This window comes from Burkholderia sp. D-99 (assembly GCF_011605345.1).
Taxonomy (GTDB): Bacteria; Pseudomonadota; Gammaproteobacteria; order Burkholderiales; family Burkholderiaceae; genus Burkholderia.
In genome coordinates, this window is record NZ_JAAOXM010000012.1 from 14,347 (window position 1) to 28,897 (window position 14,551).

Annotated in this window: 12 protein-coding genes; 8 read left to right on the forward strand and 4 right to left on the reverse strand. The window is 67.5% G+C overall.

Annotated features, from left to right (window positions below):
* Positions 1-44 precede the first annotated feature (44 nt).
* Positions 45-2,315 carry an NADP-dependent malic enzyme gene (locus HAV18_RS30935; RefSeq protein ID WP_166963680.1) on the reverse strand — a complete coding sequence of 757 codons (2,271 nt, stop codon included), beginning with the start codon at positions 2,313-2,315 and terminating at the stop codon, positions 45-47.
* 458 nt (positions 2,316-2,773) lie between these two features.
* Here HAV18_RS30935 and HAV18_RS30940 point away from each other — a divergent pair, with 458 nt between their 5' ends.
* The 7 genes from HAV18_RS30940 (at position 2,774) to HAV18_RS30970 (ending at position 10,289) form a co-directional block, all read left to right on the forward strand.
* The gene (locus tag HAV18_RS30940; protein WP_059232636.1) at positions 2,774-3,460 is read left to right on the forward strand and encodes an orotate phosphoribosyltransferase; all 687 of its coding nucleotides are present in this window, start codon (positions 2,774-2,776) and stop codon (positions 3,458-3,460) included.
* Between the two features lie 240 nt (positions 3,461-3,700).
* Positions 3,701-4,312, forward strand: a complete 612-nt coding sequence (locus tag HAV18_RS30945) for a YbhB/YbcL family Raf kinase inhibitor-like protein (RefSeq protein WP_166963683.1) — start codon at positions 3,701-3,703, stop codon at positions 4,310-4,312.
* Between the two features lie 221 nt (positions 4,313-4,533).
* Positions 4,534-5,106, forward strand: coding sequence for a flavodoxin family protein (locus tag HAV18_RS30950; RefSeq protein WP_166963685.1), 573 nt, complete (start codon positions 4,534-4,536; stop codon positions 5,104-5,106).
* 141 nt (positions 5,107-5,247) lie between these two features.
* Positions 5,248-6,198 carry an N-acetyl-gamma-glutamyl-phosphate reductase gene (gene argC, locus HAV18_RS30955; RefSeq protein ID WP_166963687.1) on the forward strand — a complete coding sequence of 317 codons (951 nt, stop codon included), beginning with the start codon at positions 5,248-5,250 and terminating at the stop codon, positions 6,196-6,198.
* A gap of 436 nt (positions 6,199-6,634) precedes the next feature.
* Positions 6,635-8,056 (forward strand): DUF2957 domain-containing protein, encoded by a 1,422-nt coding sequence (locus tag HAV18_RS30960; RefSeq protein WP_166963689.1) that lies wholly within the window; start codon positions 6,635-6,637, stop codon positions 8,054-8,056.
* Between the two features lie 139 nt (positions 8,057-8,195).
* Positions 8,196-9,437 carry a DUF2957 domain-containing protein gene (locus HAV18_RS30965; RefSeq protein ID WP_166963691.1) on the forward strand — a complete coding sequence of 414 codons (1,242 nt, stop codon included), beginning with the start codon at positions 8,196-8,198 and terminating at the stop codon, positions 9,435-9,437.
* A gap of 18 nt (positions 9,438-9,455) precedes the next feature.
* Entirely contained in the window at positions 9,456-10,289 is an 834-nt protein-coding gene (locus HAV18_RS30970; RefSeq protein WP_166963693.1) for an OmpW family protein, read from the forward strand.
* 184 nt (positions 10,290-10,473) lie between these two features.
* Here the strand turns inward: HAV18_RS30970 and HAV18_RS30975 are convergent, their stop codons facing one another.
* Positions 10,474-11,403, reverse strand: a complete 930-nt coding sequence (locus tag HAV18_RS30975; RefSeq protein ID WP_166963695.1) for a LysR family transcriptional regulator — start codon at positions 11,401-11,403, stop codon at positions 10,474-10,476.
* A 97-nt stretch (positions 11,404-11,500) separates the two neighbouring features.
* On the opposite strand from HAV18_RS30975, the gene HAV18_RS30980 reads away from it, so the two are divergent.
* Positions 11,501-12,796, forward strand: a complete 1,296-nt coding sequence (locus HAV18_RS30980; protein WP_166963697.1) for an MFS transporter — start codon at positions 11,501-11,503, stop codon at positions 12,794-12,796.
* Positions 12,797-12,871: 75 nt separating this feature from the next.
* Here the strand turns inward: HAV18_RS30980 and HAV18_RS30985 are convergent, their stop codons facing one another.
* Entirely contained in the window at positions 12,872-13,513 is a 642-nt protein-coding gene (locus HAV18_RS30985; RefSeq protein ID WP_166963699.1) for a LysE family translocator, read from the reverse strand.
* A gap of 76 nt (positions 13,514-13,589) precedes the next feature.
* Positions 13,590-14,546: an NAD(P)-dependent oxidoreductase gene (locus HAV18_RS30990; protein ID WP_347814789.1), complete on the reverse strand. Its 957-nt coding sequence runs from the start codon at positions 14,544-14,546 to the stop codon at positions 13,590-13,592.
* Positions 14,547-14,551: the final 5 nt, after the last annotated feature.

The following is a 14,551-nucleotide window of genomic DNA, read 5'->3' on the forward strand; positions in this document are numbered from 1 at the left end:
TTTCATTGCGCCGCGCCTGAAGCGCGGCACACGCGGGCGTGGACTTACTTCGTGTTCACGTTCGCGGCGGCAACGGCCGTCATGTTGATGATCCGGCGCACGGTCGCAGCCGGCGTCAGGATGTGGACCGGCTTCGCCGCGCCGAGCAGGAACGGGCCGACCGTCACGCCTTCGCCGCCGACCATCTTCAGCAGGTTGTACGCGATGTTCGCCGCTTCGACGTTCGGCATGATCAGCAGGTTCGCTTCGCCCGACAGCGTCGTGCCGGGGAAGGCTTGCTTGCGGATCATTTCCGACAGCGCCGCGTCGCCGTGCATTTCGCCGTCGACTTCGAGGTTCGGCGCACGTTCGACGATCAGCTTGCGAGCCTCGGCCATCCGGCGCGACGAAGCAGACGGCGCGCTGCCGAAGTTCGAGTTCGACAGCAGTGCGGCCTTCGGCGCGATGCCGAAGCGCTCGATCTCGGCCGCGGCCTGAATCGTCATGTCGGCGAGCTGTTCGGCGCTCGGCAGCTCGTTCACGTACGTGTCGCACACGAACAGGTTGCGGCCCGGCAGCATCAGCAGGTTCATCGCGGCGAAGTGCTCGGCGCCCTTCGCGCGGCCCAGCACCTGCTCGATGAACTTCAGGTGGCTGTGGAACGTGTCGATCATCCCGCAGATCATCCCGTCCGCGTCACCCAGGTGCACGAGCATCGCGCCGATCAGCGTGTTGAACTTGCGCATCGCGGCCTTCGCGACTTCCGGCGTCACGCCGTCGCGCGCGCCAATCTCCTGATACGCCTGCCAGTAGCGGTGGTAGCGCGCATCGTCTTCCGGATCGACGATTTCGAAATCGGTGCCGGCCTTCAGCTTCGAGCCGATCTTCGCGAGACGCATGTCGACGACCGACGGACGGCCGACGATGATCGGCTTCGCGATCTTTTCCTGCAGCACGAACTGCGCGGCGCGCAGCACGCGCTCGTCCTCGCCCTCGGCGAACACGATGCGCGCCTGCTTCTGCTTCGCGGTCGCGAACACCGGGCGCATCACCATGCCGGTGCGGTAGACGGTCGCGCCGAGTTGCTCGCGGTAGGCGTCCATGTCCTGGATCGGACGCGTGGCGACGCCCGAATCCATCGCGGCTTGCGCGACGGCCGGCGCGATCTTGATGATCAGGCGCGGATCGAACGGCTTCGGAATCAGGTAGTCCGGCCCGAATTCGAGCGAGTGGCCTTCATACGCCTTCGCGACTTCTTCGCTCTGGTCGGTTTCTTCCGCCAGCTCGGCGATCGCGCGCACGCACGCGAGCTTCATTTCTTCCGTGATCGTCGTCGCGCCGACATCGAGCGCGCCGCGGAAGATGAACGGGAAGCACAGCACGTTGTTGACCTGGTTCGGGTAGTCCGAACGGCCGGTCGCGACGATCGCGTCCGGGCGCACGGCCTTCGCGTCTTCCGGGCGGATTTCCGGTTCCGGGTTCGCGAGCGCCAGGATCAGCGGGCGGTCGCCCATCGTCTTGACCATGTCCTGCTTCAGCACGCCCGCGCTCGAGCAGCCGAGGAACACGTCCGCACCGACGATCGCGTCGGCGAGCGTGCGTGCGTCGGTGGTCGCCGCATAGCGCTGCTTCGACGGATCGAGATTGCCGCGCCCTTCGTAGATCACGCCCTTCGAATCGGCGACGAGGATGTTCGACTTCGTCAGGCCGAGGTTCACCAGCAGATCCAGGCACGCGATGGCCGCGGCACCCGCGCCCGAGCACACGAGCTTCACTTCGGACAGCTTCTTGCCGACGACCTTCAGGCCGTTCAGGATTGCAGCCGACGCGATGATCGCGGTGCCGTGCTGGTCATCGTGGAAGACGGGGATCTTCATGCGCTCGCGCAGCTTCTGCTCGATGTAGAAGCACTCCGGCGCCTTGATGTCCTCGAGGTTGATGCCGCCGAGCGTCGGCTCGAGCATCGCGATCGCCTCGACGAGCTTGTCGGGGTCGGACTCCGACAGTTCGATGTCGAACACGTCGATGCCCGCGAATTTCTTGAAGAGGCAACCCTTGCCTTCCATCACCGGCTTCGCGGCGAGCGGGCCGATGTTGCCCAGGCCGAGCACGGCCGTACCGTTCGTGATGACCCCGACCAGGTTGCCGCGCGACGTGTACTTCTGCGCGTCGAGCGGATCGGCGTGGATCGCCTCGCACGCGGCGGCGACGCCCGGCGAATACGCGAGCGACAGGTCGAGCTGGTTCGACAGCGGCTTGGTGGGGGTGACCGAAATCTTGCCGGGTTTCGGGTTCTGGTGATAAGCGAGAGCGGCCTGCTTCAGTTGTTCGTCCATGATTGACCTGCGAGAGACATGCGAAATATTGACGGTTCAGTACACAGCACCTTGGGCCGCGTCTGCCTGAATCGAGGGGGTAGTCGACTGCGAGACGGCACGCGACGCGCCGGATCGGCACGCCATCGAACCTTGGCGGGTGGCAAGAGAAAAGTACAAAGTACTGAACGATTTCTAAGGGTCGCCTAGTGTACACCCCCTAAATGACCTCCGTTGGTGCAGCGCCGCATCCTCTGCATCAGCACGCGAGCGGTCCGGCCCCGCTTGTTTCGCCGGTGGTGAGCCGCACGGCGAACCTGCGCGAATTCCGCCGAAAACCACCCTGAATCGGGTAAAATCGCGGGCTACGCGCGCAGCGATGCGATCGGTCTCCCGATTGCCCCCCGGTCTCCGGCCGGGTTCCCGTGCTGCGCCACCGGGCCCGCGCCCGCTCTTCGCTCATCACCCAAGGAATGCCCATGACAGGCTACGATCGTCAGTCGATCTCGGATACGACCGCCAAAATCCTGCTCGAAGTGCAGGCAGTGCACTTCAATGCAGAAAAACCGTTCATCTTCACGTCCGGCTGGGCAAGCCCCGTCTATATCGATTGCCGCAAGCTGATTTCGTATCCGCGCGTGCGCCGCGCGCTGATGGAAATGGCTGAAACGACGATCACGCGCGACATCGGCTTCGAGCAGATCGACGCGGTGGCGGGCGGCGAAACGGCCGGCATCCCGTTCGCGGCATGGATCGCGGACCGGATGATGGTGCCGATGCAGTACGTGCGCAAGAAGCCGAAGGGTTTCGGCCGCAACGCGCAGATCGAAGGCCATCTGGAAGAAGGCTCGCGCGTGCTGCTCGTGGAAGACCTGACGACCGACAGCCGCAGCAAGATCAACTTCGTCAACGCGCTGCGCACCGCGGGCGCGACGGTGAACCACTGCTTCGTGCTGTTCCACTACGACATCTTCAAGGAAAGCGTGTCGGTCCTGAAGGACATCGACGTCGATCTGCACGCGCTCGCCACGTGGTGGGACGTGCTGCGCGTCGCGAAGGCATCGGGCTACTTCGAGACGAAGACGCTCGACGAAGTCGAGAAATTCCTGCACGCACCGGCCGAGTGGTCGGCTGCGCACGGCGGCGCGACGTCCCCGAAGGACTGACGCCGCGCCGGCCTGCTGGCCGGCGTCCAGGCTGAACAAGCCGCCCGCTTCATCGCGGGCGGCTTTTTTTCGTCCGTCGATTCGCGCAGGAAACGATCGCGACCACCGGTCGCGGCGTGCGTCGCTCATCGAACCCTAATGCTAGACTTGATCCATCGCTGCCATCAGCTGCGCAGGCAACGCACTACGCCAACAACGCCGGGCGCATCAGTCCGGCCCTCGTGACGGGAGAAGCGCCATATGCGTGTGGATCGCCGGATCACTCCGCCTGTGCCATCGGGTCGCCCGTCGCCGTTCCTCGCCGCCCTCCTCGTCCTCCTCGCCCTCCTTTATGCCGCCGCCCTCACGGCCCTGCCCGCGCATGCGGACGGCGCGTTCACCGTAACGAGCGACGACCTGACGCCGGGCGGGCGCGTCCGCGCCGCGAACGTGTTCGACCGCGGCGACTGCAAGGGCGGTAACCACTCGCCGCAGCTCACCTGGCACAACCCGCCGCCCGGCACGCGCGGCTACGCGGTCACGATCTTCGATCCCGACGCACCGGGGCACGGCTGGTGGCACTGGGCCGTGGCGGGCATTCCCGCGACGGTCACGAGCCTGCCTGCCGACGCGAGCGCGTCCGGCTTCCTGCGGCGCATCGGCGCGAGCGAAGCGCGCAACGACTTCGGGATCGACGGCTACGGCGGCCCCTGCCCACCGCCCGGCAAGCCGCACCGCTACGTGATCACCGTCTACGCGCTGAAAGGCGACGACCTGCGCGTCGCACAGGGCCGCCCCGCGCCGATGTTCGAGCACGAGATCGGCACGATGGCGATCGGCACCGCGCAATTCACGGTCAACTACGGTCAATAACCGGTGCGGGGCGCCGGGCATCGCGCGCCGCCGTGCCGCAATTGCCTGCCGCCGCGAAATGGCGTACGCCGCGCCCCCGCGTATTCCCGTCATTTCGGCTTGCTAGACTCGTCGTCACCGGTCGCGGCGCCACGCCGCGCATCCGTCGCGCCGCCAGCCGGCGACGCGTGACGCGGCGTGCCTGCGGTCCGCCGTTCCCGTTCCTTCCCGGAGAACGCCCCATGTCGAACATCGTCATCGTCTATCACAGCGGCTACGGCCATACGCAGAAACTGGCCGAGGCCGTTCACGCGGGCGCACAGGACGCCGGCGCGACCGTGCGCCTGCTGGCCGTCGGCGACGTCGACGACGCGGGCTGGGCCGCGCTCGACGCAGCCGACGCGATCGTCTTCGGCGCGCCGACCTACATGGGCGGCCCGTCGGCGCAGTTCAAGCAATTCGCCGATGCAACGTCGAAAGCGTGGTTCACGCAGAAATGGAAAGACAAGATCGCCGCGGGCTTCACGAACTCCGCGACCATGAACGGCGACAAGTTCTCGACGATTCAATATTTCGTCACGCTGTCGATGCAGCATGGGATGGTGTGGGTCGGCACGAGCCTGATGCCGGCCAACTCGAAGTCGGCCACGCGCAACGACATCAACTACCTGGGCGGCTCGACGGGCCTGCTCGCGCAGTCGCCGGCGGATGCGACGCCCGACGAAGGCCCGCTGCCGGGCGACCTCGAAACCGGGAAGGCATTCGGCCGGCGGGTTGCCGAGGCGACTGCCCGCTGGGTCGCCGGCCGCGGCTGAGCACGCGCCGGCGGGCGCCAAAGGGACACAAGACGGCCCACCGGCCGTCTTTTTTCGCCCCGCGCGATGCAGGCCCGCCGGATGACGTCTTAAAATGGCGGCTTCAGGGCGCGGGCCCCCGTTTCATTCAGTGAGAGCGAAATGAGCACCAAAGTTTTTGTCGACGGCCAGGAAGGCACGACCGGCCTCAAGATCTTCGAATACCTGTCGGCACGCAGCGACATCGAGATCCTGCGGATCGATGAAGCGAAGCGCAAGGATGTCGAAGAGCGCCGCCGCCTGATCAACGCGTCGGATGTCACGTTCCTGTGCCTGCCGGATGTCGCGTCGCGCGAATCGGCCTCGCTCGTCGAGAACCCGAACACGACGCTGATCGACGCGAGCACCGCGTTCCGCACCAGCGCCGACTGGGCCTACGGCCTGCCGGAACTGACCCGCGCGCAGCGCGAGAAGATTCGCACGTCGAAGCGCATCGCGGTGCCGGGCTGCCATGCATCGGCCTTCGTGCTCGCGATGCGTCCGCTCGTCGATGCGGGCATCGTCGCACCGACGTTCGCCGCGCACAGCTACTCGATCACCGGCTACAGCGGCGGCGGCAAATCAATGATCGCCGACTACGAAAACGCGGCGCCGGGCGGCAAGCTCGCGAGCCCGCGCCCGTACGCGCTCGGCCTCACGCACAAGCACCTGCCGGAAATGGCCGCGCACACGGGCCTCGCGAGCCCGCCGATCTTCACGCCGATCGTCGGCCCGTTCCTGAAGGGTCTCGCGGTGACGACCTACTTCACGCCCGAGCAGCTCGCGAAGCGCGCGACGCCGCAGGACGTGCAACGCGTGTTCGCCGAGTACTACGCGGACGAAGCATTCGTGCGCGTCGCGCCGTTCGATGCGGACGCGAACCTCGACGGCGGCTTCTTCGACGTGCAGGCGAACAACGACACGAACCGGGTCGACCTGTTCGTGTTCGGCAACGAAGAGCGCTTCGTCACGGTGGCGCGCCTCGACAACCTCGGCAAGGGCGCATCGGGCGCCGCGATCCAGTGCATGAACCTGAGCATCGGCGCGGCCGAGGACGCGGGTCTCAAACGCTGATTCAGCATCGCATGCAATGCAAAGCCGGCCACTGGCCGGCTTTTTATTTACCCGTATCAGGCAATATATAAAAAATTCCGGATCGCGCATTTACAAATATTTACAAGCTTTCGATTGCGCGATTACCAGTGAATTAATTTCACCCTCTCTTTATCCAGTCAATCCCGAATAGGGATAAACCGGATACCGGCCACTTTAAACGCTGCCGTTATACGCGGGAAGGCTCTTCGCCGGCCTGTCCGGCGTCGCACATCCCCCACTCCGGCAGCTTCAGGCAGCCTGTCGCGCGTTTAAATTCTTACTGAATGCCGTGTCAGACAAGGATTCAAAACGCGATACCCGTTTCAATCGCCTTTTTTAGACGGGTTCATCAATTGACAGCAAAAATCAAGGCGGCGACATTAGCTCGCACAATTAAACGATTGGAGACAGCGGCATGTCGCACACCTTATCGAAGGGGGTGGCAACGGCCTTTGCCATTGCCCCTTTCCTGGTTGCATGTGGTGGGGGGGACGGCGGCGCACCCGCGCCGATCAATGCGCCCCAATGTTCCGGATCGAGCTGCGGCACGCAAGGGCCGCCGCCTTCGCAGCCCGTCAACGCCGCGCTGTGCCCGGCCAACGCGGACATCGTGAAGAGCACGTACCTCGGCGGCGCCGGTAGCGGCGAGATCGTCAGCGTCAACATCGACGCCGTGGCGATGACCTACACGCTCAAGTGGCTCGAATCGCCGATTCCGCTCGCAACCGGCACGGTCACGCCGAGCCGCGCCGGCACGACGATCACCGGTGCGGTCATGCACCCGCCGACCGGCACGCTGCCGACCGCCGAGCAGACGCGCTGCGCATTCGTCCTGACGCCGGGCACGGGCAAGGCGCCGAGCGGCGCCACGTACTCGACGGCCGCCGACTTCAACCAGGCGAACCCGCCGATGCTGCTGGTCGGCATGGGCGTCGCGGGTGGCGGCATTCCCGGTGCGACGATCCAGTACGACGGCCTGACGATCATCCCGGGCCTCGTGCAAAACGTCGGCCAGGTGCCGAACCGCCACTTCGATTTCTATCCGTTCCTCGGCTTCGCGAACACGACGACCGACATCTCGAAGCTGCCGGGCACGTACAACGCGCTGATCTACCACCTCGTGCCGTCGGGCAACTATGCGACGAAGGGCACGAATTCGAGCGAGACGTTCGACGGGAACGGCGCGTGCACGTCGACGAGCACGGGCGGCTGCCAGACGACCGGCAACCCGTGGGCCGTGAACACCGCGAACGGCGGCTACTTCGACAGCACGAAGGCCCCGCAGACGCTGCCGCAAACGCAGTTGCCGATCGTCGGCGCGACCGGCAAGTCGGCGACCGCGCACATGGTGATCGGCCAGCTCAACGGCGCGACGGTGCCGGTGATCGTGCGTACGGGCAACGTGAACCTCGGCACGGCGCCGCTGCACACCGACGCGCAGGTCGACGACGAATCGGGCATCGCGGTGCTCGGCGCGGCAACGGCAATCTCGTCGGGCGCAATCGACGGCGGCTACGCGGGCGCGGACTCGAACTTCAAGTACACGGCGGCCCTGATCCGCGGCAGCAACGCGTCGTTCATCAATCCGAGCACGCAAGCCGAGGAAGACGGCTTCACGCTCGACTACGGCCAGGCGACGCCGGGCCTGCTGAACGCGACGACGACACCGCCGAGCGGTGCGACCTACCCGTCCGCATCGGGCGTGGTGATCGCGACGGGCGGGCTGTACGCGGCGCTGATCCAGGGCACGGTGGACGGCGGCGTCACGTCGACGTCGGCGAACTCGACGACTTCGTCGACACCGTACTTCGGCGTGGGCGCGCAGATCAGCAAATAGCGGACGAGGACGCGACGGCGGGCTGGCCGCCGTCGCGTGACGCACGAGCGCGCGGCACGGCGCAGGCAGGACGAGCACAAGCAACAGAAGCGGCCGACAGGGAGCTGGCCGCCGCACAAGACAAATCTGGAGGAGCAACATGAAGCGCAACCTCATTCTGGCGGCGGCCCTTGCCGCCCCCCTTCTTTCTGCCTGCGGCGGCGGCGACGACAATCCGCCCCCGCTCGTCGAAGACCGGCTCTGTCCTGCCTCGCTCGACTACACCACCGTGTTTACGGGTGGCGCGGGCAGCGGCGAACTCGCCAAGGTCCAGCTCGACACGACCAAGATGACCTGGCAGGTCACCTATGTCGAATCACCGGTTCCGCAAACGACCGGCACAGTCGTCCCGACCCGCGCGGGCACCGTCGACAGCGGCACGCTCACGCAGGAAACGCTGCTGCCGACCAACAAGCTGAACCAGTGCGCATTCCGCCTGAACGGCGCGAGCCTCGATCCGTCGCGCCCGGCGCGCATCTTCGTCGGCATGGGCGTCGCGGGCGGCACGATTCCCGGCAAGGAGATCCAGTTCAACGGCGTGCTCGGCCAGGCCGCGGTGCCCGACACGAAATTCCCGTACTACCCGTTCATCGGCTTCTCGTCGATCGAAACCGACATCACGAAGGTTGCGGGCACATACAGCCACGTGGGCTTCGGTGAAGTGCCGTCGCAGAACTTCGCGCCGGCATCGATCGACGCGAAGGTGACGATCAACGCCGACGGCACCTGGACCAAGTGCGACTCGACCGGCCAGTTCGCCGGCGGCGCGTGCACGCAGCAAGGCACGAACTTCGTGCTGTCGGCGGACGGCAGCGGCGCGTTCCAGTCGAACAACTACGCGAGCCAGCTGAAACCGACGCTGTCGACGACGCCGCAGGGCAAGGGCTTCATGATCGTCGGCAAGCTGCGCAACCAGCTCGTGCCGATCCTCGTGCGCACGGGGGTGGCGAACCCGAACCCGACGCCCGACAGCAACGGTGTGCCGGGCCTCACCGCCGACGACGAATCGAGCATCTCGATCCTCGCCCCGCAGACGACGATCACGGTCGGCTCGCAGAACGGCGAGTACATCGGCGTCGACAGCCAGTTCGACTACCGCACCACGGCGCTGACGAACAACCAGGCGACGCTGCTCGATCCGTTCAACGCGTCGCAGGCCTCGCTCGCGACCGCGCTCGATCTCGACTACACGCAGAAGGTGCCGGGCACGGTCACGACGATCCACACGGGCGCAAGCAGCACGACGCCGACCGGCAAGTTCATCTTCACGGGTGGCGTGTTCGGTTTCCTCGACAACGCTGGATCGGTGCCGTATTTCACGATCGGCGCGTTCGTCCAGTAAGCGGAGGGGGAAACCGTGATGAAGAGAACCCTTCTGTGCGCGGCGGCCGGCGCCGCCGTGCTGGCGCCGCTCGCGGCGCACGCGCAGAGCGCCGGCAGCAACGTCGTCACGCTGGGCTGGTTCCACGTGATGCCGCAGCAGAGCAGCACGCCGATGACGACCAACGTCGCACCGACGCCGATCAACACGCCGCTGCGGCTGCCGCCGTCGTTCACGTCGCCGGGCACCGGGCTGCGTACGAGCGGCGCCGACACCGTCGGCCTGACGGTCAGCCACTTCCTGACCGACCACATCGCGGTCACGTCGGTGGCCGGCGTGCCGCCGGTGTTCAAGGTGTCGGGCCAGGGCACGATCAAGCCGCCAGGACCTGCCGGCGCGCTCGGCACGCAGAACATCGGGCTCGGGTCGGTCAACCCGATCGTGAAGAGCGTGCGACAGTGGAGCCCCGCGGTGATCCTGCAGTACTACTTCGGGCAGGCCACCGCGAAGTTCCGGCCGTTCCTCGGCCTCGGCGTGTCGTACAACTGGTTCAGCGACCTGCAGCTCAACACGAACTTCATCAAGCAGACGCAGGACAACCTCGGCGCGATCCTCGCGGCGGGCGCGGGCAAGCCGGGTACGACATCGGTGGAAGCGAAGGCGTCGTCGTCATGGCAGCCGGTGTTCAACGCGGGCCTGCAGTACAACATGACGGAGCATTTCGGGCTGGTCGCGTCGGTGACGTACATCCCGCTGAAGACGACGTCGACGGTGACGATCAAGGCAGCCGACGGCTCGGTGCTCTCGGAGTCGAAATCGGACCTGAAGGCCGACCCGATCATCAGCTACGTCGGGATGACGTACAAGTTCTGAGCGCAGCGACGGACGACGAACGGCATGTCGCGGCAAAATCGCAGGCAAAAAAAAGCCCGCCTAAGAGGCGGGCTGAATCCATATCAGAGGAGACATGGAGGAGACAGGTGCAATTCTAGCGAATCGATTTCCGCAATGCAACATTTCCGTAGAGAAAATAAGGATTTTCCCTCGAATGCCGGCTCTAAATCGCTTCACTGGCTTCTGACCCCTTCCTGATTTCCCCGTCCAGCACCTCGGCCAGCGCGTCGCGCAGCAGCGCGACGGGCCGCGCCAGGCGGCCCGGCAGCGCGCCGTGCACGATCCATACGTTGATCCGCGTCTCCAGCCCCGCCGTTTCCACCACCCTCAGCGCATCGCGATGCGCGCTGCGCGCCACCGCGTTCGGCGGCGCGATCCCGATGCCCGCGCCGCGCGCGACGAGCGACAGCTGCAGCTCCGAGCCGAATGCCTCGACCGCGACGTCGAACGGCAGCCCGGCCGCGCCGAGCGCGCGGCTCAGCGCCGAACGCATCCCGCAACCGTCCTGGCTCAGCACCCACGGAAAACGCGACAGCGTGTCGATCGACAACGGGCCGTCCGGCAGCGGAAAGTCGCGTGCCGCGACCAGCACCGTCGGCTGCGTGCCGAGCAACGTCGACGTGAACGCGTCGGGCAATACCGAACTTGCCGGCACCATCACGGCCGCGACGTCGAGCGTGCCGCGCTCAATGCCCTGCATCAGCGCCGGCGACCAGCCGGCCGTCACCCGCAGCGTGAGGCGCGGAAACGCGTCGCGCAGCCGGTCGATCGGCTGCTCGAGCGCCAGCTCGGACAGGAACGGCGGCACGCCGATGCGCAGCTCGCCGGACGGCTCGCTGTCCGGCGCGCCCGCCGCCATCAGCTCGTCGACCGCGCCCAGCACGTTGCGCGCGAGCGCGTAGACGTCGCGCCCGGCGGCGGTCGGCTTCAGCGGCTTGCTTTGCCGTTCGAGCAGCGGCATGCCGAGCAGCGTTTCGAGGTTCTGCACGCGCCGCGTCAGGCCCGGCTGCGTCAGGTGGAGCTTCGCGGCCGCGGCGACCATCGACCCGCTGTCGACCACCGCGACGAACGCCTGGAGATCACGCGTATTCAAAACAAACTCGCATAATCATGTTAGAGATATTTCAATTGTCGCATAAACATCGGGCACCTACGATGGGTACTCCTTCGACCCACTCGCCAGGCCTCCGATGAACTGCCCCGCCAACCCTTGCCCCGCCGCCGTTCGCCCGCCCGTCAGCACGCCCGCCGGAACGCCGCCCGCGCTGAGCGCGGGCATGACGCTGTTCTTCGCCGCGACGGTCGGCGTGATCGTGATGGACCTGTTCGCCGCGCAACCGCTGACGGGCCCGATCAGCGCCGACCTGCACCTGCCGCCCGGCCTTGCCGGCCTCGTCGCGATGCTGCCGCAGCTCGGCTACGCGGCCGGGCTGGTGCTGCTCGTGCCGCTCGTCGACCTGCTCGAGAACCGCCGCCTGATCGTCGCGACGCTGGCCGCATGCGCGGCGGCGCTCGCGCTGCCCGCGTTCACGCGGTCGGGCACCGTGTTCCTGCTGGCGACACTCGCGGCCGGCGCCGCGTCGAGCGTGATCCAGATGCTCGTGCCGATGGCCGCGTCGATGGCACCCGACGCGCAGCGCGGCCGTGCGGTCGGCAACGTGATGAGCGGGCTGATGCTCGGCATCCTGCTGTCGCGCCCGCTCGCGAGCCTGATCGCAGGCACGGCCGGCTGGCGCGGCTTCTATGGACTGGCGGCGCTTGCGAATGCCGCGATCGCCGTCGTGCTGGCCCTGCGCCTGCCGTCGCGCACGCCGTCGATCACGGCCGGCTACCGCACGCTGCTCGCGTCGATGGGGCGCCTGCTGGCCGACGAGCCGGTGCTGCGCCGGCATGCGCTGTCGGCCGCGCTCGCGATGGCCGCGTTCAGCGCATTCTGGACCGCGGTCGGGCTGCGGCTCGCGCAGCCGCCGTTCGGCCTCGACCTGCACGGGATCGCGCTGTTCGCGTTCGCCGGTGCCAGCGGCGCGATCGTCACGCCGCTCGCGGGCCGCGCGGGCGACCGCGGCCACGGGCCGGCCGCGCAGCGGATCGCGCACGGCACGATGCTCGTGGCGCTCGTCGTGCTCGGGATCGCGGGCGCCGGCTGGTTCGGCTTCGACGCGCACGCGCATCGTGGCCTCGCGCTCGCGCTGCTGGCCGGCGGCGCGGCGCTGCTCGACGCGGGCGTCATCGTCGACCAGACGATCGGCCGCCGCGAGATCAACCTGCTGAACCCGGCCGCTCGCGGCCGCCTGAACGGGCTGTTCGTCGGGCTGTTCTTCATCGGCGGTGCGCTCGGCGCGGTGCTCGCGGGCAGTGCGTGGGCCTGGGGCGGGTGGAGCGCGGTGTGCGGCGTCGGCTTCGCGTTCGCGGGCGCGGCCGCCGCTTTCGGGCTCTCGGCCGGACGCGGGGCCCGCGCAGCGGCACTCACTCGCCCGCGTGCGTGAAGCACGCCCGAAAAGCCGAACGCCCCGCCCTCTTGCGAGGGACGGGGCGTTCGGCGCACCGGCGTCGATTCGAAATCAGTGACGGACCAGCGCCATCATCGCACCGAAGCCGACGAACAGCCCGCCCGTCAGCCGGTTGAAGATCTTCGCAACGCTCTGGCTCTTCAGCGTCGCGCCGATGCGCGTGCCGAACGACGCATAGACGAGATACCAGCTCACCTCGATCACCGCGAACGTGACGACGAGCACGCCGAATTGCGGCAGCGTCGGCTCGGCCGCGTTGATGAACTGCGGCAGCAGCGCGGCCGCGAACAGGATCGCTTTCGGGTTGCTGCCCGCGACCAGGAAACCGTTGCGGAACAGCGTCCCGCGCGATGCCGGCGCGGCCTGGCGCGACACGGTTTCGACGTCGGCGGCAGACTGCTCGTCGTCGACGCGCGCGCGCCACGCTTTCACACCGAGGTAGATCAGGTAAGCGGCGCCCGCGAAGCGCAACGTGTTGAACATCGCAGGCCACGCCTCGAGCACGGCACCGAGGCCCGCCGCCGACACCGACAGCATCAGCACCAGCGCGGTGAGACAGCCGGCCATCGTCCACGCCGAACGCCGCAGCCCGTGCCGCGCGCCGTGCGTCATCACCAGCAGCATGTTCGGGCCCGGAATCGCCGACACGACGAACACCGTCGCCACGAAAAGCCACCACGTATGCAAGTTCATGCCCGCCTCTGCCTGGATGTAAGGGAAAACGAAACGTCGATTATGCCGGTGCGCCGGACTTCTGTCGCGCGGCGGCTCAGCGGCCCGCGCGGCGCAGCGCGACTTCGCCGAGCACCGCGAAATCCTGGTCGCCGCCGCCGTGCGCGAGCGCGTCGAGCAGGTTGTCGCGCACGACGCTCGCCACCGGCAGCGGCACCGACACGGCGTCGCCGGCTTCCAGCGCCAGGCGAACGTCCTTCAGCCCGAGGCGCGCCTTGAAGCGCGCGGGCTCGTAGCGCCGCTCGGCGATCATCGAGCCGTAGCCCTCGTAGACAGGCCCCGGAAACACGCTGCCGGTGATCACGTCGAGGAAGTCGCGCATCGCGACGCCGTGCGCGCCCAGCAGCGCGGACGCCTCGCCGAGCGTCTCGATCGCCGACGCGAGCGTGAAGTTCGCGGCGATCTTCGCGACGTTCGCGTGCTGCGGCAGCGAACCGAACCGCCAGGTCTTCTGGCCGATCGCGTCGAACAGCGGCTGCACGCGGTCGATCGCCTCCGCCGGGCCGCCCGCCATGATCGTCAGGCGCGCGGCGGCCGCGACATCGGGCCGCCCCATCACCGGCGCGGCGACGTAATGGATGCCGCGCGACGCATGCGCGTGCGCGAGCGATTCGGCCAGCGCGACCGACACCGTCGCCATGTTGACGTGGATCAGGCCGCGCGGCGCCTGCGCGAGCAGCGCATCGTCGAAGATCGCGCGCGCGGCGGCGTCGTCGGCCAGCATCGAGAACACCGCGTCGCCGCTAAACGCGTCGGCCGGCGTGTCGACGATCTGCGCGCCGAGCGCGGCGAGCGGCTCGGCGCGCTCGCGCGACCGGTTCCAGACCCGCACCGTGTGCCCGGCCTTCAGCAGGTTCGTCGCGATTGCCTGCCCCATCTCACCCAGCCCGATAAATCCGAGATCCATTTCCCGCTCCTTCGCTCCGTGAAGCGGGGAGTTAAACACAGATGCGTGGCGTCTGCAGGGCACGCGGCCGGCCATGCGCGGTGCCATACTGC